Source organism: Phaeobacter sp. B1627 (assembly GCF_006265095.1).
In the GTDB taxonomy this organism is placed as follows: Bacteria; Pseudomonadota; Alphaproteobacteria; order Rhodobacterales; family Rhodobacteraceae; genus Epibacterium.
Window position 1 is genome coordinate 1 of record NZ_VCNK01000004.1, and the last position, 21913, is coordinate 21913.

The 21913-nt window shown below is 59.5% G+C and carries 27 protein-coding genes; 18 read left to right on the forward strand and 9 right to left on the reverse strand.

Translation table 11 applies throughout. The annotated features are described in order from the left end of the window. Window positions 1–10 precede the first annotated feature (10 nt). From fghA to FGE21_RS02255, 6 genes are all read left to right on the forward strand, one after another. The gene (fghA, locus tag FGE21_RS02230) at window positions 11–847 is read left to right on the forward strand and encodes an S-formylglutathione hydrolase (protein ID WP_218062767.1); all 837 of its coding nucleotides are present in this window, start codon (window positions 11–13) and stop codon (window positions 845–847) included. 102 nt (window positions 848–949) lie between these two features. After that, window positions 950–1342 (forward strand): cytochrome c family protein, encoded by a 393-nt coding sequence (locus FGE21_RS02235; protein ID WP_139661301.1) that lies wholly within the window; start codon window positions 950–952, stop codon window positions 1340–1342. Window positions 1343–1462: 120 nt separating this feature from the next. Next, entirely contained in the window at window positions 1463–3265 is a 1803-nt protein-coding gene (locus tag FGE21_RS02240) for a methanol/ethanol family PQQ-dependent dehydrogenase (protein ID WP_139661303.1), read from the forward strand. A gap of 75 nt (window positions 3266–3340) precedes the next feature. Continuing rightward, entirely contained in the window at window positions 3341–3871 is a 531-nt protein-coding gene (locus FGE21_RS02245; protein WP_139661304.1) for a c-type cytochrome, methanol metabolism-related, read from the forward strand. A gap of 52 nt (window positions 3872–3923) precedes the next feature. After that, window positions 3924–4724: a substrate-binding domain-containing protein gene (locus FGE21_RS02250; protein WP_218062768.1), complete on the forward strand. Its 801-nt coding sequence runs from the start codon at window positions 3924–3926 to the stop codon at window positions 4722–4724. Next, a complete protein-coding gene (locus tag FGE21_RS02255; protein WP_139661308.1) occupies window positions 4721–5281 on the forward strand; it encodes a PQQ-dependent catabolism-associated CXXCW motif protein in 561 nt (186 codons plus the stop codon). The genes FGE21_RS02250 and FGE21_RS02255 overlap by 4 nt, the downstream gene beginning before the upstream one ends. 3 nt (window positions 5282–5284) lie before the next feature. Here the strand turns inward: FGE21_RS02255 and FGE21_RS02260 are convergent, their stop codons facing one another. Both FGE21_RS02260 and FGE21_RS02265 read right to left on the reverse strand, forming a co-directional pair. Then, a complete protein-coding gene (locus tag FGE21_RS02260) occupies window positions 5285–6211 on the reverse strand; it encodes a YncE family protein (protein WP_139661309.1) in 927 nt (308 codons plus the stop codon). A gap of 2 nt (window positions 6212–6213) precedes the next feature. Further along, the gene (locus FGE21_RS02265; RefSeq protein WP_139661311.1) at window positions 6214–6759 is read right to left on the reverse strand and encodes an SRPBCC family protein; all 546 of its coding nucleotides are present in this window, start codon (window positions 6757–6759) and stop codon (window positions 6214–6216) included. A gap of 254 nt (window positions 6760–7013) precedes the next feature. Here FGE21_RS02265 and FGE21_RS02270 point away from each other — a divergent pair, with 254 nt between their 5' ends. From FGE21_RS02270 to pqqE, 12 genes are all read left to right on the forward strand, one after another. Next, window positions 7014–8201 carry an ABC transporter substrate-binding protein gene (locus FGE21_RS02270; RefSeq protein WP_370285376.1) on the forward strand — a complete coding sequence of 396 codons (1188 nt, stop codon included), beginning with the start codon at window positions 7014–7016 and terminating at the stop codon, window positions 8199–8201. Between the two features lie 10 nt (window positions 8202–8211). After that, window positions 8212–9213, forward strand: coding sequence for a YVTN family beta-propeller repeat protein (locus FGE21_RS02275; protein WP_139661314.1), 1002 nt, complete (start codon window positions 8212–8214; stop codon window positions 9211–9213). A gap of 3 nt (window positions 9214–9216) precedes the next feature. Next, on the forward strand, window positions 9217–9663 hold the full coding sequence (locus FGE21_RS02280) for a hypothetical protein (protein ID WP_176695349.1): 447 nt from the start codon (window positions 9217–9219) through the stop codon (window positions 9661–9663). 24 nt (window positions 9664–9687) lie between these two features. Continuing rightward, window positions 9688–9936, forward strand: a complete 249-nt coding sequence (locus FGE21_RS02285; protein WP_139661316.1) for a PepSY domain-containing protein — start codon at window positions 9688–9690, stop codon at window positions 9934–9936. Window positions 9937–9964: 28 nt separating this feature from the next. Then, the gene (locus FGE21_RS02290) at window positions 9965–10924 is read left to right on the forward strand and encodes an ABC transporter substrate-binding protein (protein ID WP_255731253.1); all 960 of its coding nucleotides are present in this window, start codon (window positions 9965–9967) and stop codon (window positions 10922–10924) included. 18 nt (window positions 10925–10942) lie between these two features. Then, window positions 10943–11692, forward strand: coding sequence for an ABC transporter permease (locus tag FGE21_RS02295; RefSeq protein ID WP_139662028.1), 750 nt, complete (start codon window positions 10943–10945; stop codon window positions 11690–11692). Continuing rightward, on the forward strand, window positions 11689–12282 hold the full coding sequence (locus FGE21_RS02300; protein ID WP_139661319.1) for an ABC transporter ATP-binding protein: 594 nt from the start codon (window positions 11689–11691) through the stop codon (window positions 12280–12282). The genes FGE21_RS02295 and FGE21_RS02300 overlap by 4 nt, the downstream gene beginning before the upstream one ends. A gap of 264 nt (window positions 12283–12546) precedes the next feature. Beyond that, on the forward strand, window positions 12547–12642 hold the full coding sequence (gene pqqA, locus FGE21_RS02305; RefSeq protein ID WP_139661321.1) for a pyrroloquinoline quinone precursor peptide PqqA: 96 nt from the start codon (window positions 12547–12549) through the stop codon (window positions 12640–12642). A 47-nt stretch (window positions 12643–12689) separates the two neighbouring features. Further along, the gene (gene pqqB / locus FGE21_RS02310; RefSeq protein ID WP_139661323.1) at window positions 12690–13586 is read left to right on the forward strand and encodes a pyrroloquinoline quinone biosynthesis protein PqqB; all 897 of its coding nucleotides are present in this window, start codon (window positions 12690–12692) and stop codon (window positions 13584–13586) included. Then, window positions 13583–14335 (forward strand): pyrroloquinoline-quinone synthase PqqC, encoded by a 753-nt coding sequence (gene pqqC / locus FGE21_RS02315; protein WP_139661324.1) that lies wholly within the window; start codon window positions 13583–13585, stop codon window positions 14333–14335. Before pqqB ends, pqqC begins: the two co-directional genes overlap by 4 nt. Continuing rightward, complete coding sequence (pqqD, locus tag FGE21_RS02320) at window positions 14335–14610, forward strand: pyrroloquinoline quinone biosynthesis peptide chaperone PqqD (RefSeq protein WP_139661326.1); 276 nt, start codon at window positions 14335–14337, stop codon at window positions 14608–14610. The genes pqqC and pqqD overlap by 1 nt, the downstream gene beginning before the upstream one ends. Next, a complete protein-coding gene (pqqE, locus tag FGE21_RS02325; protein WP_139661329.1) occupies window positions 14607–15710 on the forward strand; it encodes a pyrroloquinoline quinone biosynthesis protein PqqE in 1104 nt (367 codons plus the stop codon). The genes pqqD and pqqE overlap by 4 nt, the downstream gene beginning before the upstream one ends. Window positions 15711–15840: 130 nt before the next feature. Here the strand turns inward: pqqE and FGE21_RS02330 are convergent, their stop codons facing one another. From FGE21_RS02330 to FGE21_RS02360, 7 genes are read right to left on the reverse strand one after another with little or no spacing between them, the layout of a single operon-like run. Next, complete coding sequence (locus FGE21_RS02330; RefSeq protein ID WP_255731256.1) at window positions 15841–17037, reverse strand: hypothetical protein; 1197 nt, start codon at window positions 17035–17037, stop codon at window positions 15841–15843. Next, window positions 17034–17708: a tetratricopeptide repeat protein gene (locus FGE21_RS02335; RefSeq protein WP_139661330.1), complete on the reverse strand. Its 675-nt coding sequence runs from the start codon at window positions 17706–17708 to the stop codon at window positions 17034–17036. Before FGE21_RS02335 ends, FGE21_RS02330 begins: the two co-directional genes overlap by 4 nt. Beyond that, window positions 17705–18604, reverse strand: a complete 900-nt coding sequence (locus tag FGE21_RS02340; protein WP_139661332.1) for a VWA domain-containing protein — start codon at window positions 18602–18604, stop codon at window positions 17705–17707. The genes FGE21_RS02335 and FGE21_RS02340 overlap by 4 nt, the downstream gene beginning before the upstream one ends. After that, window positions 18604–19572 carry a VWA domain-containing protein gene (locus FGE21_RS02345; RefSeq protein ID WP_139661334.1) on the reverse strand — a complete coding sequence of 323 codons (969 nt, stop codon included), beginning with the start codon at window positions 19570–19572 and terminating at the stop codon, window positions 18604–18606. The genes FGE21_RS02340 and FGE21_RS02345 overlap by 1 nt, the downstream gene beginning before the upstream one ends. Beyond that, a complete protein-coding gene (locus FGE21_RS02350; protein ID WP_139661335.1) occupies window positions 19565–19942 on the reverse strand; it encodes a hypothetical protein in 378 nt (125 codons plus the stop codon). Before FGE21_RS02350 ends, FGE21_RS02345 begins: the two co-directional genes overlap by 8 nt. After that, window positions 19935–20894 (reverse strand): DUF58 domain-containing protein, encoded by a 960-nt coding sequence (locus tag FGE21_RS02355; protein ID WP_139661337.1) that lies wholly within the window; start codon window positions 20892–20894, stop codon window positions 19935–19937. Before FGE21_RS02355 ends, FGE21_RS02350 begins: the two co-directional genes overlap by 8 nt. Further along, entirely contained in the window at window positions 20891–21865 is a 975-nt protein-coding gene (locus tag FGE21_RS02360; RefSeq protein WP_139661338.1) for a MoxR family ATPase, read from the reverse strand. Before FGE21_RS02360 ends, FGE21_RS02355 begins: the two co-directional genes overlap by 4 nt. Between the last annotated feature and the right edge of the window lie 48 nt (window positions 21866–21913).

The window sequence follows — 21913 nt, forward strand, 5'->3', positions numbered from 1 at the left end:
TCGTGGAGTTTTGACAATGGGCCTTGAGCTTCTGTCGCGGAATACATCGTTTGGCGGCACACAGTCTGTTTACAGACATGCCTCGTCAAGCTGCGCCTGCGACATGGTGTTCGCAGTTTATTTGCCGCCACAGGCCAAGAGCCGGAAGGTGCCCGCGCTCTGGTATCTGTCGGGGCTGACTTGCACGCATGAAAACGCGATGACAAAGGCCGGACTGCAGGAACATGCGGCAAAGCATGGACTGGCAGTGATCTTTCCCGATACCTCGCCGCGGGGGCAGGGCGTTGCCGATGATGAGGCCTATGACCTCGGGCAAGGGGCAGGCTTTTACGTCAATGCCACCCGCGATCCCTGGAAGCCGCATTTTCGGATGTATGACTATGTCCTGACCGAACTGCGCCAGCTGATAACGGATAATCTCCCGATTTCCCAACAGCATGGCATCACGGGGCATTCGATGGGGGGGCATGGTGCGATTACGATGGCCCTGCGCAATCCCGATCACTTTGGCTCGCTTTCGGCCTTTGCTCCGATTGCCAACCCCACGGCATCCGACTGGGGGCGCAAGCAGCTGAGCGCCTATCTTGGCGATGACGAGGCGGCCTGGGGCGAACACGACAGTACAGTTTTGATGGAGGAGTATGGGTGGAAGGGCGACCTTTTGATTGATCAAGGGGGGCATGATCAATTCCTGGACCTGCTGAAGCCCGAAGCTCTTGCCGATGCAATTGCGAAACGGCGCCAACCGGCCGTGTTTCGCATGCAGGAGGAATACGACCATTCCTATTTCTTCGTGAATTCCTTTGCCGGAGACCATGTCGCCTGGCACGCTGAAAGGCTGATTTGAACCAAATACGGGTTTTGTGCCGGACGCGCCTTTGGCGAATCTCAATAGCAACCAGAACGTGTTTTTAAATCGGATCTGGAAAGTGAAACGAAAGGACGATTAATGTTGAAGTTGAAGGTTGGCGTATTCTGTATGGCTCTTGTCCCTGCGGTTGCGCCAATGGTGGCGCAGGCCGAAGGCGACGCTGAACTCGGAGCCAAGGTCTTTCGGAAATGCAAAGCCTGCCACGCGGTGGGTGACGGGGCTGAACACAAGGTCGGACCGGCGCTCAATGGAGTGGTCGGGCGTGTCATGGCGGCGGCAGATGGGTTTGATTATTCAGACGTGCTCAAGGACATGGCGGCCTCGGGTGCGTCCTGGACGGAAGACGAACTTGCCGCTTTTCTGGAAAAGCCACGTAATTATGCCAAGGGCACGAAAATGTCCTTTGCCGGCCTCCGCAAAGAAGCGGATCGGGCCAATGTGATCGCCTATCTCGCGACGTTCGCCGAATAGTCACGGATAGCGAGGCCTGTTTTGACCGGAGGAGAGGACGGTCGGTGCGGGCTCGACAGCACAGGTCCACAGACCCGTGCAAACCGCGGCAGATACTGTCGCACTTCAAGGGAGGAAGACATGAGGAAACTGTTGCTTTTATCGTCGGGGATTGCCGTGGCAACCGCGACGATGGCTCTGGCCAATGATGATCTGATCAGTCAAATGGCGGATCCGGGCCAATGGGCGATCCAAACCGGAGACTACAAGAACCAGCGCTACTCCACACTGGACCAGATCAACGCTGACAACGTCGATGACCTGCAGGTGGCCTGGACATTCTCGACCGGTGTATTGCGCGGTCACGAGGGCTCGCCCCTGGTGATCGACGACATCATGTATGTGCATACGCCATTCCCCAATATTGTCTATGCGCTGGACCTGAATGATGATGGCCGCATCATCTGGAAATACGAACCCCGTCAGGATCCGGATGTGATCCCGGTCATGTGCTGTGACACGGTCAACCGCGGTGTGGCCTATGCGGACGGCAAGATCTTCCTGCATCAGGCGGACACCAAGGTTGTGGCGCTGAATGCCAAAACCGGTGCGGTCGAATGGGAAGTCGTCAATGGCGATCCCTCTGTCGGCGAGACCAATACGGCCACGGTACTGCCGGTCAAAGACAAAGTGATTGTCGGCATTTCCGGCGGTGAGTTCGGTGTGCGTGGCTCTGTGACCGCCTATCACATTGCTGATGGAACACTTGCGTGGCGCGCCTATTCGATGGGGCCGGACAGCGATATTCTGATTGATCCGGAAAACACCACCCATCTCGGTGAGCCTGTCGGCGAGAACTCCGGGACCAACACCTGGGAAGGGGATCAGTGGATGATCGGCGGCGGCACCACTTGGGGCTGGTATTCTGCGGATCTCGAAGAAAACCTGATGTACTATGGCACCGGCAACCCTTCGACCTGGAATCCGGGACAGCGGCCTGGCGACAATCGCTGGTCCATGACCATAATGGCCCGTGACATCGATACAGGCGTGGCCAAGTGGTTCTACCAAATGACCCCGCACGACGAGTGGGATTATGACGGCATCAACGAAATGATCCTCACGGAGCAGGAAGTTGACGGGCAGTCGCGCAAGCTGCTCAGCCACTTTGACCGGAACGGTCTGGGCTACACGCTGGACCGCGTCACGGGCGAATTGCTCGTTGCGGAAAAATATGATCCGGCGGTGAACTGGACAACCGGCGTTGAGATGGATCCGTCCAACGAGAACTACGGTCGCCCCTATGTGGTGTCCGAATACTCGACGGAGCAGAATGGCGAGGACGTCAATTCCACCGGCATCTGCCCGGCGGCGCTTGGCTCCAAGGATCAGCAGCCGGCGGCCTACAGCCCGAAAACCGAGCTGATGTATATCCCCACCAACCATGTCTGCATGGACTACGAACCTTTCCGTGTGTCCTACACGGCAGGTCAACCATACGTTGGTGCGACACTGGCTATGTATCCCGCACCGGATAGCCATGGCGGAATGGGGAACTTCATTGCCTGGGACAATATCGAAGGCGAGATCAAGTGGTCCATTCCAGAGCAGTTCTCTGTTTGGTCCGGTGCCCTGGCGACAGCTGGTGACGTTGTCTTCTACGGAACGCTTGAGGGCTATCTGAAGGCAATCCATGCCGAAACCGGTGAGGAACTTTACCGCTTCAAGACGCCCTCGGGCATCATCGGCAACGTCATGACCTATACCCACGATGGAAAGCAATACATCGGGATCCTGTCGGGGATCGGTGGTTGGGCGGGTATCGGCCTGGCTGCAGGTCTGACCAACCCCAATGATGGTCTGGGTGCCGTGGGCGGCTATGCGGCCCTCAGCGACTATACCGCGCTTGGTGGTCAGTTGACCGTATTCAAACTGCCGGATTGATCCGGACATATGAAACCAATGGCGGGCGCGGAATGGTTTGCGCCCGTCACCTTGCAAGGCAACAGGTATCCTAAGATGTTCACGACCCGACGCGCCCTTACGCTCCTGATGGCACTGGCTCTGCCGCTGTGTGTCAACGCAGAAGAACTCACGCTCGACCCGGCAAACCTCGACGCTGATTACAACGAAGACGGGCGCTATTTCACAGTCGATGACGTCCCGACCTACAATATCAATGACGAAGGCGCGGTAGACTGGCTGACCTATTCCGGTTTTCGCCGCTACCACTCGGAATGCCACGTCTGTCACGGCCCGGAGGGCGAGGGCTCGACCTACGCCCCGGCCCTGAAGAATTCCGCGATCCGGATGGATTACTACGATTTTGTCGACACTGTCACCAACGGGCGCAAGGTGGTGACCGCCGGAGGACAGGACTCCGTCATGCCAGCCTTTGGGGCGAACCCGAATGTGATGTGCTATCTGGATGATATTTACGTCTACCTCAAGGCGCGCGGAGCGGAGGCCGTGCCACGCGGCCGCCCCGGCAAGAAGGAAGCGAAATCAGATATCATTCGTGAGGATGAAAATGCCTGTCTCGGAATCTAAAGTGATGAGACAGGGCCGCGTCTTCTATCGCAGCGTATTGGCGGGCAGCATCATGCTGCTCGCCTTTGGCGTTTCGGTGCTGCACGCGCAGACCTCTGATCTGGTCTCCCGAACCGCGTTGCGAGTCTGCGCGGATCCGGCCAATTATCCGATGTCCACTCAGGCCGAGGAGGGCTGGGAAAACAAGCTGGCCAAGCTGATCGCATCAAAGCTGGACCTGCCGGTGGAATATACCTGGTTTCCGCAGGCAACGGGTTTCGTGCGCCAGACGTTACGTGCCAAGAAATGCGATGTGATCATGGCCTATGCGCAAGGACATGAATTGGTGCAGAACACCAACCACTATTTCACCTCGGCCTACGCCCTTATTGTTCCGGCCACATCGGAGCTGGCGGAAGTTTCGGCCCTGTCAGATCCCCGTCTGCAAGGCCTGCGGATTGGTGTCATTGCAGGCAGTCCCCCTGCAACGCATATGGCGCGCAATGGGCTGATCGGCAAAGCCAAAGGCTACAATCTCTTTGTGGATCGCAGGATTGAGAGCCCGGCAATCGATATGCTCGATGATCTGAAGGCCGGCGACATCGATGCGGCCATTCTCTGGGGACCCTTGGGCGGGCCGTTGGTGAAATCCGACTACCCGGAGATGACAGTGACGCCCTTGGTGCAGGAAACCCTGCCACCGCGTCTGTTCTACCGCATCACGATGGGGGTGAGACTTGGCGAAAAGGTCTGGCAGAGAAAGCTCAACTCCCTGATCCGCCGCAATCAGGCAGAGATCAATGCGATATTGACAGAGGCCGGGGTGCCGCTGGTGTCTGATCTCGGTGATGCGGTGCTGGAGATAAAAGAGTGACCCGGCTCCTGGCAGTGCTGTTCTGCGCGGCACTTGCACTGCCTGTGGCAACCTCTGCCCAACCGGTGCCGGAACCGGAAGGATATCGCCACGACCACTACCGTGCTCCGGTGCCGGACACGCTGGCGGGCGCAACGGTGATCTCTGACGCCGAAGCTCATGCCCTGTGGCAGTCCGGATCTGCTGTTTTTGTCGATGTCCTGCCCCGTCCTCCAAAGCCCGAAAACCTGCCGGAGGGGACGGTCTGGCGGCCAAAGCCACGTCATTCGATTCCCGGTGCGATCTGGATGCCCAATGTGGGGTATGGGCAACTGGCTCCCTCCTACGAAAGCTACTATCGCAACGGCTTGTCGCAGATTACCGATGGAAGCGTGGAACGCCCCGTGGTTCTCTTTTGCCTCTCAGAATGCTGGATGAGCTGGAATGCCGCCAAACGCGCCGTTGGCTGGGGATATTCGGCAGTCCACTGGTATCCGGGGGGGACCGATGGCTGGGCCTCGATGGATCTCAGGACAGAGGTATTGTCGCCGATGCCGGGCGAACCGATCACGCGATAGACCCTAATCCGCGAGGATAAAGGCACCAAAAGCCCTCGGGCCATCCCCGGTTTCCCATTGCGCCACGACCTTCAACGCGCTGACATCGATGCGGCTTACGGTGTTGTCGAACCAATTGGCAACAAGAACAGAGGCGCCGTCGGGGGTCACGTCCAAGCCCTCCGGATACTCGCCCACATCAATTTTTGTAATTGTTTCCAGCGTATTGAGATTTAGCACGCTGACGGAATCCTCATACTGGTTGCTGACAAATACCCGGTCTGCGGCAAAGGTCACCGCGTAGGGGCGGGCGCCTACAGCCACAGTCGTCAGCAGCCCTTGGAGTGGCTCCAGAACGCTCATGTCATCCGACCCGACATTTCCGACAAACAGGCGGCCGTCTTGGGAAAAAGCCAGCCCGAAGGGGCGGGTCCCAACGGCGTGCCGCGCTACAAATGCGAAAGTCTCGGCGTCAAAAATGGAAACCTGATCCGCATCGCGATCGGCCGAGGCCAGATACCGCCCGTCAGGTGACAGGGCAAGCCCGGCAGGCGCTGCACCGGTCTCCAACTCTCCGATAACCGACAGATCTTCGGCTCGGAGCACCCAAATCCGGGCGTTATACCAATCAGACACGAAAACCCTTTGGCGCATCTGATCCACGGTGACGCCATTGGGCCCGCCGTTCAATCTCACCCGCGCGAGTTCTGTTCCGGACCGAGGGTCGAGGCGTCGCACCTCTTTGGTCTCCGGGGACACGACGAAAATGCCACTACCGGAAACGGCAATCCCGGCGGGCTGCCCCGGCAGAGGCCAGCGTTGCTGATCCCCGGTCTCCAGATCGATCACGCTCAGAACGTTGCCATTCTGGCAGGTGACGTAAGCCACATCCGCCGCGAGAACCGTGGCAACGAAAATCCCTGCCACGGAGACCAAAAGCCGAGGGAGCATTTTCAGGACCCGGGTGCTCCGAAACGCTCGACCAGCGCGTCAAGCCCGGCCTGATACACGCCAGACACGGCGGCGATGGATGCTGCGTCGTTCAGATGCTCCGGAGGATCATTATTTGGATAGCCACGATAAAATGCCCCGCGCCATTCAACCAGCGCGCCGCCTCCCTCCCGGGGCTTGACGGTGAGATGGGACGAATAATTCGTGACCGGCAGAACGTCGACCTCAACCTCGGTGATCCGGTAGGAGTAGCTCATCTTCTCGTCCGAGAATTTGTACAGAACCTCGGAAATCGTCGGCCCATCCGCGCTGCCCAAGGTGATGACCCGCGTGGCATCGATTTCATTGCCACCTTTGCCGGTGGTGGCAAAGGCCGCCGGATGCCAGGACATGTCCTGAAAGTTTCCGATCACCGCCCAGACCTCGCCTGGCTCCGCGGCGACCTCAGTGCTCAATGTGACTTTCTGTCGGGTGGGGCCATGTGCCAGCGCCAGCCCCGGAAGCGCGGCCGCGACCAGAGTGGCTATCAAGATGGAACGACGTTTCATTTCTTCTCCCGTATTGCTTTTGTTTTCGTCAATGACCGCATCGGCACCTTGTCGCGCGCGCGGTATATATGTCCAAGAAAACGGCACGGGGGCGCCAGCTGTCCATTCTTAAGAAATAAGATTCGATGTGGGAAATGAGGCTGTTACGCTGATTTTATTGCAAGATCCGAGTATGCCAAACCGCGCTTCGGCGCAGCATGCAGCGATACAGCCACAACGGGAGTAGCAGGCGCGCCTGCGATAGGGAGGTCCCAGTGCAATTGCGTTTCCCGCCGCTATGCGCGGCCATCGTTCTGGTTTTTTCAGCTACCTTTGCCCAGGCCATTGATGTCCGGACGGCCGTCTTGCGCGTGGACTACCAAACGCAACTGCCAATCTCACGGTTTGACTATATCCCTGAGGACGTCGGATTTGCCGGAGCCCGTCTCGCGGATGAGGACAACAGCACCACAGGGTCATTTTTGGGCCATACCTACAAGACTGAGACACGTGCAGCGACACCCGAAGATGCTGAGGCCGCGCTTCGCGAGCTTCTGGATCAGGGTATCCGCCTTGTTGTGGTGCTGGCCGATAGGGACGATCTGCTGCGCCTGACCGATCAGGCGGCGCAATCTGACGCACTGGTGTTCAACGCGGCCGCCCCCGACACTGACCTGCGCAGCGATGACTGCCGTGCCAATCTTCTCCACACTGCCCTGAGCTACGGCCAGATGGCAGATGCGGTGGCGCAGTTTGCCCTTTGGAAAAAATGGCCCCGATGGCTTCTTGTTGCGGGGTCCAACGCAGGAGATCGGGCACTGGCCGACGCCTATCACCATGCGGCCCGGAAGTTTGGTGCGAAAATCGTCGAGGAACGGGTGTTTGAGGATACGGGTGGCGCGCGCCGTACCGACTCCGGACATGTTCTTGTGCAACGGCAGCTGCCTGTCTTCATGCAGGATACCAAGGCGCATGACGTCGTCATGGCCGCCGATGCGACCGACTATTTCGCGGCCTACCTGCCCTATCATCTGTGGACACCGAGGCCGGTCATGGGCTCGGCTGGGCTGCGTCCGGCGCAAATGCACGGGGGCCACGAGGCCTATGGCGCAACACAGTTGCAATCGCGCTTTGAGAAGCTGGCAGGACGCTACATACGCGATGCGGATTACAACACCTGGATGGCCCTGCGCGCTGTCGGCGAGGCCGTCACGCGGGCAGGGACCGCGTCGGCCGAAGGTGTCCGCGCCTATCTCCTTTCCGAGGATTTTGAGCTGGCCAGTTTCAAGGGGCAAGGGGTCTCGTTTCGGCCCTGGAACGGCCAGATGCGCCAGCAAGTGCTGCTCTATGATGATCGCGTCACAGTGAGCGTCAGCCCGCAGGACGGTTTTTTACATCAGAACTCCCCCCAGGACACGCTTGGGCTCGACGAACCTGAATCCAACTGCACCGCTTTTGACTGAGGAATTTGGAATGCGCGTTTTATCTGCACATGCTGTTGCCGCGACACTGGCCGCAGGCCTGGCCCTTGGGCCAATGCCCGCGATGGCAGGCAAGGCCTTTGTCTCGAACGAACGGGGCAATACAATCACCGTTGTCGACACCGAAAAATGGGAAGTCATCACCGAGTTCTTTGGTGGCAACCGCCCGCGTGGCATTACCATGAGCCCCGATGGCACCAAGGTCTATGTCTGCGCCTCCGACGACAATCTCGTTCGGGTTTTTGACGCCGAAACATACGAGGAGCTCCCGTCGTTGCCCTCTGGCCCGGATCCGGAACTGTTCATTCTCGAACCCAGCGGCACCCGTCTCTATATCGCCAATGAGGACGACAACCTGGTGACGGTAACGGACACCGAAACGCGCAGGGTTTTGGCGGAGGTGCCCGTTGGCGTGGAACCCGAAGGCATGGGCATGAGCCCCGACGCCAAATGGGTGGTGAACACGTCCGAAACCACCAACATGGCCCATTTCATCTCTACCGAGGACTATAAAATCAAGCACAACGTGCTGGTTGATCAGCGGCCCCGATACGCTCAGTACACCGCGGATGGGACGCGTCTCTATGTCAGCTCGGAAATCGGCGGTACCGTCTCCGTTATGGACATTGCCCCGGACGGCACCCCGACGATGATCAAGAAACTCACGTTCGAAGTGCCCGGCGTTCTGCCGGAATGGCTGCAACCGGTCGGGATCAAGGTCACCGCCGATGGCAGCCGCGTTTTTGTCGCACTGGGGCCTGCCAACAGGGTCGCGGTGGTCGATGGACAGAGTTTGGAAGTGATCGACTACATTATCGTGGGTCAGCGGGTCTGGCAGCTGGATTTCACACCGGACGAGAAATTCCTGCTCACCACCAATGGCAATTCAAACGACATCACCGTGATCGACGTGGCCGGTGAAAAGGCAATCAAATCGATTCAGGTGGGCGAACAGCCCTGGGGCGTTGTCACCCAGCGGAACGGAGGAAGTTAAGATATGAACCTATTGAAATCCATAGTGGCTGCATGCGGACTGGCAGCGCTGGGCGCACCTGCCATAGCCGCCCCGCTCTGTGACGATCTGGGATTTGCGGGCCTTCTGGCGAAATGCAATCGCGGTGAAACCATCAAATTGACGCTCGCCTCCGGTGAACCCCTGGGCCAAGATGTGGTCTTGCAGTCCGGGGCCTACTACAAGCTGGAGATCACCGCTGACGGCTCGGCCGAACTGGCGGTTGAGGGCAACGACTTCTTCCGCGCGATCTGGATGAACGAGATTGTCATCAACAAGATCGAAATTCGCCCGATGGCGATTGACTCGATCGAATTCGACAAGGCCGGCGTCGCCGAATTGTCGTTCATCGCGATCAAGCCGGGAAGTCATGAATTACGCATTCCCGGCGCTCGCGGAGACTCTCAGAAAATCACAATCAGCATTCAGTAACTTGGAATGAAAAAGGACCCCTTCATGAGAAAACTCTTTATATTGGCCGCCGTCATCACAGCACCCGGTCTGGCTTTCGCCGATGAGATCGACCCTGAAGTCGTCGCCAAAATCGAAGCTAAACTGGCGGAGATGGAATGCCAGATGGACCCGGATGACATCGAGATGGAAGAGGGTGGCTATGAACTGGACGATGTGATCTGTAAAGGAGGGCACCAGTTCGACATCGAGTTGGACGCTGATTTAAACGAAACCGGGCGCCGGGCAGAGTAATCGCCTGGGGTCAATGCGGGGGGCGACAATGAAACGAGCGGCATGGGTCTTTGCACTTGCGGTTTATGCCACGCAGGGGCTTGCCGAGGCGCCCGTCATCCGCGCGGCCGTTTTGAAAATTGGCACGGTGAACTGGGAACTTGCGACCATCACCGAGAATGGTTTCGACACCGATCACGGGTTCGCGCTGGATGTTCAGCCCTATGCTGACAACGGCGCGACCCGTATCGCGCTGGAGGGCGGTGCCGCAGATATGGCGGTGGCGGATTGGATCTGGGTGGCGCGCCAGCGCGCAGCGGGGAAGGACTATGTTTTCATCCCCTATTCCAAAGCCGTGGGGAGCCTCATCGTGCCCGAGGAGTCCTCGGTGCAGACACTCCCGGATCTGGCGGGCGGGAAGGTTGGTATTGCCGGCGGTCCGCTGGACAAAAGCTGGCTGATCCTGCGCGCTTATGCTCAGGCAGAGCATGGCGTGGATCTCAAGGCGGTGACCGAACAGGTCTTTGGAGCGCCTCCGCTGATCTATAAATCCGCGCTCAGCGGGGACTTCGCGGGGGCCATCAACTTTTGGCATTTTCTCGCCAAAATGAAAGCTTCGGGGATGCGGGAGGTGATCTCTGTCGAGACCGCAGCGACTGCCTTGGGGCTGAACCCTGATACACCGCTTCTGGGCTATGTGATGAAGGAGAGCTTTCTCGCAGAGCATCCGGGGCTTGCTCAGGCCTTTTACGAGGCCAGCCAAGATGCCAAATCCCTGCTGGCAGACTCTGACAGTGCCTGGGAAGCCATTCGGCCGCGGATGAACGCAAATTCAGAGGCTCAGTTCACGGAGCTGAAGACTGACTGGATAAAGGGGATCCCCATGCGCGGTCCGGTCGACCTTGATGGGGCAAACAAAATGTTGGCTCTGATGAATGAGCTGGGTGGTGAGGAACTGGTAGGGCAGGCCTCTTCGATACCAGATGGCTTGTTCGCAGACGTCAAGTAAGCGGAGCAAACGCCTTTGCTGGATCTCTCCCGCCTGACGCCGCTGGTCTCCATTGCCGGTTTTTTCGGGGTGTGGATTCTGGCGGCGGCTTTTTCTGACGATCCTCAAATCCTGCCACAACCATGGCTCCTGCTGGATCCTTTGCGACAGGAACTGGCCTCGGGCGAACTACTGTTCCATCTTGGTGCGACGGTGCGGCGGGTTCTCTGGGCGTTTTGCCTGGCCATGTCAATGGGGCTGGCGCTGGGCCTGATGATGGGGCGTCAGCGGTGGCTGAACCGGTTGTTGGACCCGTGGCTGGTGATCTTTCTCAACCTGCCGGCTCTGGTTTTGATTGTATTGTGCTATCTTTGGATCGGCCTGAACGAAACTGCGGCTATTGTAGCGGTTACGCTGAATAAAATCCCCAACGTTGCGACCGTGATCCGCGAGGGCGCCCGCGCACTGGATCCGCAACTGACAGCAATGGCTCAGGTCTATCGCATGTCTCCTGTCCGCCGTTTGCGCCATGTGATCCTGCCCCAGCTCGCCCCCTTCATCACCGCCTCGGCGCGATCCGGTATTGCCGTGATCTGGAAAATCGTCCTGGTGGTGGAGTTCCTCGGGCGCTCGTCGGGCGTGGGCTTTCAGATCCACCTGTATTTCCAGCTCTTCGATGTGGCGATGGTCCTGGTGTATGCCCTCAGCTTCATCTGCATCATGCTTCTGGTGGAGTGGCTTTTGCTGCAACCTCTGGAGCGGCACTCCCAGCGCTGGCGCAGCGCATGATCCACATCTGCATCACCTCGAAGAGCTTTGACGGCAAGGAGATCCTGCGCAATATCCGGTTCGAGATTGCCGCCGGAGAAACGGTTGCCCTTTTGGGGCCTTCAGGGATTGGCAAAAGCACCGTGCTGCGGATCGTCGCGGGCCTCGACCCGGAGTATGTGGGGCACATCATTCGCCCCGAGGCGATTTCCTACATATTTCAAGAGCCGACACTGCTGCCCTGGCGAAATGCGCTCGACAATCTTCGGCTGGTGCATTCCGGTGTAAGCAGAGAAAGGGCCCGGCAGATGCTGGAGCGGGTTGGCCTGGGCGGCAAGGCCTCGGCCTTTCCAACGCAGCTCTCTCTCGGACAGCAACGCCGTCTGGCTTTGGCGCGCGCTTTTGTTGTGCCGTGCGAATTACTGATTATGGATGAACCGTTCACGTCACTCGATGCCGCTTGGGTTGATGACATGATGGGGTTGACACGTGACCTGATCTCCGAGACCCGTCCCGCGACGCTGATGGTCACGCACGCACGGCAGGAGGCGGATGTTCTGGCCGATCGCTTGCTGGAGTTGTCTGGAACCCCCGCGACCCTCGAAGCCTGACCACCGGCCCTTCGGAAGAGAGGCCCGTGGTACGATGTCATCTCTTGCCTGCGCCGGGGCGCGGTGGATTTGTGGCATGCGAACCTGGTCGTTCCCCCATCGGACCGGTGGAAACTTCTGTCCCTGTCTGCAGCTTGGCTGCCTCATTGATCCTGTGTTTCCGCCCGCCAATACAGTCCTCCATGGGGAGCTCTTAGAAATTAAGTTTCGTGTCAGAGTGTCCGTTGTGGCAGCATCCCTACACCAGTGTTGGAGGAGACAAACATGGCTTGGAATAAACCAAAGATTCGCGAAATTGAATGTGGCATGGAAATCAACATGTATGGTCCCGACGCGGACGATCATGGCGTGCTGTTCTGAACCGCGCGTGGTGAAGAAGTGAAACAACTGATGCGCGGGTTTGAGCGATGACGATCCGCGCACATGTTCTTGGCGCCGCCGCCGGTGGCGGGTTGCCACAGTGGAATTGCGGTTGCGAGAACTGCAATCTGGCCCGCACAGGGCATATTCCGGCACAGACACAATCGTCGCTGGCAGTTTCTGCCGATGGCCATAATTGGGCTGTGCTGAACGCCTCGCCGGATATACGGACGCAACTGGCGGCAGCGCCCGCGCTGCACCCGACCGGGTTGCGCGATATGCCCATTTCCTCTGTTTTGGTGACGAATGGTGATATCGACCATATCGCCGGACTGTTGACGCTGCGGGAAATGCAGAGGTTTGATCTTTTTGCGACCTCTGAAATCCATTCGGTCCTTCAGCAAAACCCGATATTTGATGCTTTGCGCCAAGGGGTTGTTGAGCGGTGTCAAATCGCACTCGATACTTCGTTTGAGCTGGCTTGCGGACTCACGGCGACCCTTTTTGCAGTGCCCGGCAAAGTTCCGTTGTTCATGGAAGGTGATGAGGTCCAGACCGATCTCATGGGAGAGCAGACAGTCGGCGTGGAGCTGACGGCGGGCGCAAGCCGTGTCTACTATATTCCCGGCTGCGCACAGTTGACTGACGGTTTGCGCGCACGATTGCAGGGCGCCACAGCTCTGTTCTTTGATGGCACGCTCTGGCGGGATGACGAAATGGTCGTCGCGGGTCTCGGTCACAAAACCGGCAAACGCATGGGGCATATGTCGATGTCCGGCGCCGACGGGTCTATGGCCGCGTTTGATGGTCTTGATGTGGGGCGCAAAATCTACGTTCACATGAACAACACCAATCCCGTTCTGCGGCCCGGCTCTGCCGAGAAAATCGAGGCCGAAGCGGCAGGCTGGACCATTGGGCAAGATGGGATGGAGATCACCCTATGACTGCAACCCGCACGGAATTCGAGGCGCGTCTGCGTCAGATCGGGGCAGAGCGCTATCACGACCTGCATCCCTTTCATGACCTGCTGCATGGCGGTGGCTGCAACTCGGAGCAGGTGCGGGCCTGGGTTATCAACCGATACTACTATCAACATTCGATCCCGATGAAGGATGCGGCTTTCATGAGCCGAGTAGAGAGCCCGGCACTGCGCCGCGCCTGGCGCAGTCGCATCGAAGATCACGATGGCTCGGATGGGAATGAAGGAGGCATACGGCGCTGGCTTCGTCTCGCCGAAGCGGTCGGGCTAGACCCGGATTATGTGGCCTCCTGCGAGGGCGTTCTGCCCGCCACCCGTTTTGCAGTGGATGCCTATGTTCGCTACGTGCGCGAGAAAACCCTGCTTGAGGCGGTGGCGGCCTCGCTGACAGAGCTCTTTGCACCCAAGATCCACGCCAATCGGATAGAGGGTCTGCTGAAGAACTATTCCTTCGCGGATGCCAGCTCTCTGTCCTACTTCAGCAACCGTTTGAAAGAGGCGCCGAAGGATGTCGCCTTTGGTCTCGCCTGGGTGCTGGATCATGCGGATACGGCTGAAAAACAGGAGGCTGCCGCCAAGGCACTGATATTCAAAACGGATGTTCTCTGGTCACAGTTGGACGCGCTTTGGGCGGCCTATGTGACCCCGGGGCGCATTCCACCGGGGGCATGGAAACCGCACGAGGGTCTTCTTTGCGCCCAGAAGGTCTCCTGATGGAAGCCGCCGACATTCCCGCTCTGCCGCGCGGTGTCAGGCTGCATTATGACAAGATCCGCCAGGCCTGGGTGCTGTTGGCACCGGAACGGGCGGTCATGTTGGATCAGATTGGTCATGCGGTTTTATCTGAAGTCGACGGCGCGCGCAGTTTCGGTCAAATTACGGCCGCTCTGGCCAAGAAGTACAACGCGCCGGTGGAACAGATTGCCGAGGATAGCGCTGGTTTTCTGGGCGCGTTGCGCAATCGGCGGTTTCTGGATCTGAGGTCATGACGGCCCCACGACCCCAGCCTCCGATCGCGATGTTGGCAGAGTTGACCCACCGCTGTCCCTTGTCTTGCCCATATTGTTCAAACCCGCTTGAACTGGCGCGGCAGGATCAGGAACTGGACACGGATACCTGGGTGCGGGTGTTTGACGAAGCGGCCAAGCTTGGCGTTTTGCAACTGCATCTGTCTGGGGGAGAACCCGCCTCTCGCCGGGATCTGGTCGAGTTGGTGGCCGCAGCCCGTCAGGCGGGGCTTTATACCAATCTCATCACGTCGGGCATCGGGTTGACGCAGAAACGGTTGCAGGCGCTGGATGAGGCCGGACTGGATCACATTCAGCTTTCGCTCCAGGGCACCAATGCCGAGATGGCGGATGAAATTGGCGGCTATCGCGGCGGTTTTGCCCGCAAGATGCAGGTCGCGCAATGGATCGGCGAGATCGGTTTCCCGTTGACGCTCAATGCAGTGCTGCACCGGCGCAATCTGCACCAATTGCCGCGCGCACTGGAGATGGCGCTGGAAATGGGCGCGCGCCGGATCGAGGTCGCCACCGTTCAATTCCACGGTTGGGCGCTGAAGAACCGTGCCGCCTTGATGCCCAGCCGTGAACAGGCCCGCGACGCCACGCGAACGGTCGCAGAGGCCCGACTGCGGTTGAAGGGGCAACTGGTCATCGATTACGTGCCGGCGGATTACCACGAAGACTATCCCAAACGCTGTATGGGGGGCTGGGGAACCAGCGGCCTGAACATCACCCCCGAAGGGCGGGTGCTTCCCTGTCACGCAGCGGAGAGTATTCCCCATCTCGAATTCGAGACCGTCCGCCGGGCCTCATTGGACGACATCTGGTATGAAAGTGCGGCCTTCAACGCCTATCGGGGCACGGATTGGATGGCTGAACCCTGCGTCAGTTGCGAGCGCAAGACGATCGATTTCGGCGGGTGCCGGTGTCAGGCTCTGGCCCTTGCCGGAGATGCGAATGCAACCGATCCTGTGTGTATCAAGTCCCCTCACCACAAATTCCTGCAGGCCGCAGCAGAGGACTTTGCCGCGTCCACAGACGACACATTGACCTACCGGCAGTTGGTCAAAGCCCCAGTTTAAGCGGGGTGCCGCGTTGAAAGCCGCCGAACGAACGTCGCGCGCATCGGTGAAGTTCACGTTTCGCATCATGGAGGTGCCCTGCGTCAGTTGCCCGGGATTGGATACGGCGCAGAGGGGGCGCGACGACCGGCTATTGGCCCCGAAGGATGGAGCGTGTGAATTTTCCCAGGTCAGGTCGCGTGTGTCCCTGTGAAAACAGGCTGCGGTCGAGCTCGGACAATGCCTGAATTTGACCTTCCTGCGCCCCGTCGCGTCGCATCAGAGCGACCGCTGCGCGCCGTACTTGCGATGCATCGTTCTGTCGTGCTCCGCTTCGCATCCTGCGCGCCAATGGATCGAACATCCACGCGAGGCCTGCCCGCTTCAGGCCAAAGCTGCGGCGGCCTCGCAAAAGCGCCAGAAGGCTGACGAAAAAAAGTGTCGCGGCCATGGCAAAGAGGGGAATGCCGGGCAATTCGGCCCGCTTTGTGACCGCCTCAGTCTGCGGTTTTTCAGCTGTACCGGATTGGCTGAAGGCTACTCTTTGCGGGGTAATCCGCGCGGTCATGAACCGTCTGTTGGTGGTGTCATAATAGGGAATTTCCAGAGGCTCCAGGATCGCTGAGACGCCATTGGTCGGGCGAATGGTCCACCGCCAATAGGCATAGGTCACAGGGCCTGCCGGTGTCCGCTCCACCATACGTTTTTCGGGATGGGCAAAGATCATCGCCGAAGGGGAAGACAGCTCTGGCATGGGCGGGATCATCTCTGGCGTGGCGCCCAATGCCTCGATCCGCAGGACCCGCAGAACGCCCGCGCCGGGATCCAGCTGGTCGGGGGCATTGGACCAATCATCCGCGATCCGCAGCTGCAGAACCGGCAACCACCAATCATCTGCGACCTCATCGGGAATGGGCGCGACTTCGAGAGACAAAGGAGCCGAGCGGATCTGATGGTCGAACCAGTCGTCGTTGTCATCCGTGAGGGTCAGATTATGGGTATAACTGCCGATTGTCTGTCGCCCGGCCTCTGTGGGGAAGAGCGCCATACGGCGTTCGAAGATCTTGACGTGACGGCCGTCTTCGCGGTCCTCCCGCCAGCTGTCGGGGCCAAGCTGGCTCCAGTTGAACCCGGGCAAGTCGGGTTGCACCAAATGCTCGCGGGTGATGTGTCGTTGATAGGTGCCCCGGATCGTGATCATGACCATTTCGCCCACAAAGGGGATCTGCTCGGGATCATCGCGGACGATCGTCAGCTTCAGCTCATCGGGGAGGACCTCTGGGGTTTGGGCGAGCGCCTGTGCACCGCCGCTGAGCCATAGGACAAGAAAAATCAGTAGTGACTTCACATCGGATCCTCCGCGACAGGTGGGCTGAGGCCAAGCTTTTTGCGCCGCTTGTGTTCGGCGAGAATGCGAGCTTTCAGATAGGAGCCGGGAACATCAGGGAGTTGCGCCAGCCACCGGTCGTCAGCGCGCATGAACAGATCGTCAAACACGCGGCGAACACCTTGATTGCCGTGGCTTTCCATTTCGGCAAGGCCCAGCATGGTGTTAGTATTTGTGACCGCGTCACCGGTTCCGGCCGCGCGGGCATTGCCTCTTCCGGTCTCCGCTTCGGTCGATGTGTCTCCTTGCCGCTTTTCAAACAGCGCAAGCGCATCTGGATCGACCTGCAGACCGGCATAAAAGGCCGCAACAGCGTCGAAATTTTCCTGCGCATGGGGAATCCAGTCGGCAATCGCACGGTCATAGGATTCCAGGGCGGCGGCATATTGACCTTTCTGTACATAGGCGTTCCCGAGGTTGTAGGTCTGAGCACTCTCGGCAAAGCTGTCGATTGCAGCGTCCATATGTCCCGCCCGGTACTGTGCCACGCCGCGCCATGCCGGATCCGAAAACAACCCCACGGCGAGGGTTGGCCGCCCCAGTGCCAGTGCGATCCGTCCCAGAGGCGACAGCCCGTCCAGCAGGACAGACAGACCAAGCAAAAAAATCGCACATATGCCGAGACGCTTCATATCGGTGGCCTGCGAAATAACGGCAGCAACAGCAAAGCGGCGATCAGCAGTAGGCCGCGTCCCAAATCCCGCGAATACAGCAGGGGATATGCCTGCCGCTCAAATGACGCACGGGTATTCTGGCGCAAAAAACCGGCCAGAGCGTCAGGCGAGTCGATCCGGAAAATTTCCCCGCCTCCCGCCGTCGCATGCGCCACCTGTGCCGGTGCTGGTGTCCCGAATGAGGCCAGTGAGAGCCGCGCACCGCGAGCCTCGATGACAGAGGCCAGTTTCAAGGTCTGTTCCGACAGCCCGGCACCGTCGCTCAGCAGGATGATATCGCCGGTCAGTGACTGAGTTTGTTCCAGGATGTTCAGGGCAAGCTGCAATCCTCGCTCCGGCCTTGATCCTGTATCCGGCAAAATCCCGGATTGAATCAGAGACAAGGTCTGCCCCAATTGCATCACATCATGTGTGAGGTCTTCGGCGACATAGGCGTCTCCTGCATAAAGAACCAATGCCCCGGGGCGGCTGCCCAGCGACGGCAACACAAAAAGGCCCAACGTCTGCATATTGGGCCATTGGGGATGGCCGGTCATGCTGTCAGAGACATCAAGCACAAAGACCACGGCATCGAGGTTGCGAAAGGCCGGCGTATTCCGGCGTTCGACGGCCGGTCCCGCCAGCGCCAGTATCAGCAAGGTGGCGGAGGAGAAGACTGTCCAAAGTGTCCAGCGCCGCGTCACGCCCTGAACCTGTCCCATCGCTGTCAGTGCCTGCATCAGCGTCGGTGACACCGCGCGGTCCCAATCTCCCAGACGAGCCTTCTGACGTAGCAGCCACCAGCCAAATATCGCCATCGGACCTAGCGCCAAAAGCCAGTATGGCCGTAAAATCAGAAAGGGAAAATCCTGCATCACGCCATATCCTGTCGCAGGTGCCACAGAAGCAGAAGGAATGAGATTGCGGCAGGCCAGAGCCAAAGGGGCCGATAGACTTCGGCGGCAAGCCCGGCCGAGACAGTCGCCTCGAGTTGATCAATCGAATGGGTCACGGCCGCCAGATCAGCACTGGTCCGCACGCGGAAACTCTCTCCCCCGGACACGTCTGCTATGGCGCGCAATGTGGCGGCATCGACGACACCTCGCTCTTCTTTTCCGGCGTCTTCCGTGTCTCTGGGACCCAGGGCGATTGTGTGGATGCGCACGCCGAGCGACGCGGCCAATTCAGCCACAGCAACGGGGTTGGTCGCACCGGCGTTGTTCTTGCCATCAGACAGCAGCACCACGACCCTCGTTTCGGCCTCGGAGTCTGCCAAACGCTTCAAGGCCAGCCCCAGACCGTCGGATATATTGGTCGCGCGCCCTGATATGCCGATCGTTGTTGCCTCGATCTGCTGGGCAACGGCCTCCGTGTCAAAGGAAAAGGGCGCGGCATAGTAGGCCTCGGAGCCAAAGACGATGAGCGCGACCCGGTCCCCTCCACGGCGGCGCAGGAAGTCCGCACCAATTTGCTGGACAGCCTCCAGCCGCGTGACTGGCGTGTCGTTCAACACGAAATCATCCCGAACCATCGAGCCGGATAGATCGAGAACCACTGCCAGATCCCGGCCCGACACCTTCAGCGCGGGCACCGGCGACAAGTCTTGTGGCCCTGAGAGCGCCAGAACCAGAAAGATCCAGACCAACCATGGTCTGAGATGCGCGATCCGGTCTCCGGATGGATAAATTGATCGGCGTTCAGTCGAGCGGGCAAGCAGTCTGTGAGCAACGCGGTCAGGTACAATCAGCGCGCGCCCCCGCCGATCCTGAGCGGGCAGCAACCGAGCGGCAAGAAACGGCAGCGGCAGGAGGCACAGCGCCATTGGGTCCGCAAGCTCAATCACGCAGAACCTCCTGAGCGAGGAAAGCCGGATCTGGTTTGTCGCTTGGTCGGTAGAGTGCCATGCGCAGAGCGCCAAAACGGTCCGGGTGATATGTTTTCAATAGCTTGGCCAGTTCCAGCCGCGCTTCGTCTTCCGGCCGCGTCAGCAGGGCCGCGACTTGCTGTGTCAGGGACAGGGCTTGGAGCTCCGGCTTCGGTTTGCTGACTGCGCGGAGGAGCGAAGCGATAGCCAAAGCAACGAAGAGCGCCAGGCCGGCAGCAGCACAGGTGTCTGACCAAAGATTGATACTGGACTGTGTGGCGGACACCTCCGGCAGGTGAATATCATGTAGCCCAGCCAGCAAGGCATCCCTGCTGAGCGCGCTAGCCATGTCTCCGCCCCGCCGCAGATGAAGGTTGCTGGGTCATCGTCCACCCCGTGGCGATGTCATAGGCCAAATCCGATGGGGCGGCGGAGGCTCTCAGGGTGATGCTGCTGTGGCCTCGAAGATCACTCAGGGCATTTGCAGCGGCGAAATCACGTTTCATGTGATGTGAAGACCGCACTTGCACCTGCGCCCAATGGCCGTTGTCGGTCTGGATGGGGTAGCGCCCTGTGGGCAGATTGAGGCTCTCTTCTATTTCCATCAGGCGCAAGGCCCGTCGTCGTGCCAGGTCTCCGAGCTGGTGGGCCAGATCCTGTCCGGGGCTATCAAAGCTTGAGGCGAGAAAGACATCCGCCCCCGGTGGGCAAATGCGCTCGATACGGGCCAGAGACTGATCCAGACCAGGCAGAGGTTGATGGGTCGCGTTGGCCTGTGCCACCTGGATCCGGCGCCGCACAGCACCCGCATGAGCGCGGCAGAGGCCACCGATCACGCCAAGCATCCCGCGCGCACGGGGTCTGGGCGCAACTGCAACCGCCTCAGCATCCGTCAGCGCGAGCAGTCCAACTCGCCCCCCGTCTTCCGCAATGCGCCAGCCGATCAGAACGAGCGCCTCCGCGGCGACGACCGAGAGAAACGCGCGGGAGATCCCCCACAGCATTGGATGTCGGAAATCGGCAACAAGCAGAGCAACGCGATCTCGCTCCTCCTGAAACTGGCGCACGTGCAGGCGGCCGCTTCGGGCTGTGGCGCTCGGATCGATGTGACGCATATCATCGCCGGGTTGATAATCGCGCAGGTCCGCAATCTCCTGTCCCCGCCCTTTGCGCCGGGTGGCCCAACCGCCCGGCAAGGGGGACAGCGCGGGTTCGGTCGCGGCCAGTAACGCCAAAGGACGCAGCGCGATCAGATGGTCAGGCTCTAGTGCCACACCTGAGGCTTGGAGAGCGTCATTCACAATGGCTCCACCCTGGCAAGAAGATCCGCGATGAGTTCTCTGGATTTGCGTCCATCCGCGACAGCCCGCCAACTCAACACCAACCTGTGGGCCAGAGCGTCCGGCGCGAGGTCCATCACGTCCTCGGGCAGGGCATGATCGCGACCATGCAGAAACGCCCGCGCTTTCGCAGCACTTGCCAATGCCAATGACCCACGCGGAGACACCGGGTGTTCGATATCAGACGTGAGATCGCTGTAGCTCTCCGGGGCATCACGACGCGTGGCGGTGACCAGCCGCACGATGTAGTCGCGCAGTTCCGGGGCAAGATGGGTGCGCATGGCGGCCTGACGGGCGTCCTGCAGCGTCGCCATGACCATCGGTCTCTGGTTTGGTTCCGGCTCCCTTGTTTCGGCTTCAACGAGGTCAAGGATCTTGCGTTCGGTTTTCGCATCCGGAAGCTCCAACGCCACATGCAACAGAAAACGATCCAGCTGGGCCTCCGGAAGTGGAAATGTGCCTTCGTGTTCGATCGGGTTCTGGGTCGCGACCACGATGAAGGGAGAGGGCAGGCGCCGCGTTACATTGGCGACGGTGACCTGTCCTTCGGCCATGGCCTCCAGCATCACAGATTGAACTTTGGGGGGCGCTCGGTTGATCTCATCCATCAATACGATGTTGTGAAAGATCGGGCCGGCCACGAATTCGAACAGGCCCTCTTTCGGCCGGAATACCGGTGTTCCGGTGACGTCGCTGGGCATCAGATCCGGGGTGCACTGGACGCGGGCAAAGCTGCCTTCGATGGCCGCCGCCAGATGTTTCACTGCGCGCGTTTTCGCGAGCCCGGGAGCGCCCTCGATCAGCACATGGCCACCAGCCAGAAGCGCAATCAGCAACCGTTCTATCAGCCGTTCGTGACCGATCAACCCTTCTGCGAGCTGAGCCGCAAGAGCGTGAACCGTCTGAGGCGCTTGTTGTAGGGTGGTGGGCATGACGGGCTCCGTTCGGGGCTGCAGCTGCGGTTCAGTTTAGGGAAGGGC

Excerpts from the sequence above, each read along its gene's own strand:
- FGE21_RS02235 (WP_139661301.1), top strand. The coding sequence starts at position 950 with ATGTTGAAGTTGAAGGTTGGCGTATTCTGTATGGCTCTTGTCCCTGCG.
- FGE21_RS02240 (WP_139661303.1), top strand. The coding sequence starts at position 1,463 with ATGAGGAAACTGTTGCTTTTATCGTCGGGGATTGCCGTGGCAACCGCG.
- FGE21_RS02245 (WP_139661304.1), top strand. The coding sequence starts at position 3,341 with ATGTTCACGACCCGACGCGCCCTTACGCTCCTGATGGCACTGGCTCTG.
- FGE21_RS02250 (WP_218062768.1), top strand. The coding sequence starts at position 3,924 with ATGCTGCTCGCCTTTGGCGTTTCGGTGCTGCACGCGCAGACCTCTGAT.
- FGE21_RS02260 (WP_139661309.1), bottom strand. The coding sequence starts at position 6,211 with ATGCTCCCTCGGCTTTTGGTCTCCGTGGCAGGGATTTTCGTTGCCACG.
- FGE21_RS02265 (WP_139661311.1), bottom strand. The coding sequence starts at position 6,759 with ATGAAACGTCGTTCCATCTTGATAGCCACTCTGGTCGCGGCCGCGCTT.
- FGE21_RS02275 (WP_139661314.1), top strand. The coding sequence starts at position 8,212 with ATGCGCGTTTTATCTGCACATGCTGTTGCCGCGACACTGGCCGCAGGC.
- FGE21_RS02280 (WP_176695349.1), top strand. The coding sequence starts at position 9,217 with ATGAACCTATTGAAATCCATAGTGGCTGCATGCGGACTGGCAGCGCTG.
- FGE21_RS02285 (WP_139661316.1), top strand. The coding sequence starts at position 9,688 with ATGAGAAAACTCTTTATATTGGCCGCCGTCATCACAGCACCCGGTCTG.
- FGE21_RS02290 (WP_255731253.1), top strand. The coding sequence starts at position 9,965 with ATGAAACGAGCGGCATGGGTCTTTGCACTTGCGGTTTATGCCACGCAG.
- FGE21_RS02300 (WP_139661319.1), top strand. The coding sequence starts at position 11,689 with ATGATCCACATCTGCATCACCTCGAAGAGCTTTGACGGCAAGGAGATC.
- pqqA (WP_139661321.1), top strand. The coding sequence starts at position 12,547 with ATGGCTTGGAATAAACCAAAGATTCGCGAAATTGAATGTGGCATGGAA.
- pqqB (WP_139661323.1), top strand. The coding sequence starts at position 12,690 with ATGACGATCCGCGCACATGTTCTTGGCGCCGCCGCCGGTGGCGGGTTG.
- pqqC (WP_139661324.1), top strand. The coding sequence starts at position 13,583 with ATGACTGCAACCCGCACGGAATTCGAGGCGCGTCTGCGTCAGATCGGG.
- pqqD (WP_139661326.1), top strand. The coding sequence starts at position 14,335 with ATGGAAGCCGCCGACATTCCCGCTCTGCCGCGCGGTGTCAGGCTGCAT.
- pqqE (WP_139661329.1), top strand. The coding sequence starts at position 14,607 with ATGACGGCCCCACGACCCCAGCCTCCGATCGCGATGTTGGCAGAGTTG.
- FGE21_RS02335 (WP_139661330.1), bottom strand. The coding sequence starts at position 17,708 with ATGAAGCGTCTCGGCATATGTGCGATTTTTTTGCTTGGTCTGTCTGTC.
- FGE21_RS02340 (WP_139661332.1), bottom strand. The coding sequence starts at position 18,604 with ATGCAGGATTTTCCCTTTCTGATTTTACGGCCATACTGGCTTTTGGCG.
- FGE21_RS02350 (WP_139661335.1), bottom strand. The coding sequence starts at position 19,942 with ATGGCTAGCGCGCTCAGCAGGGATGCCTTGCTGGCTGGGCTACATGAT.
- FGE21_RS02360 (WP_139661338.1), bottom strand. The coding sequence starts at position 21,865 with ATGCCCACCACCCTACAACAAGCGCCTCAGACGGTTCACGCTCTTGCG.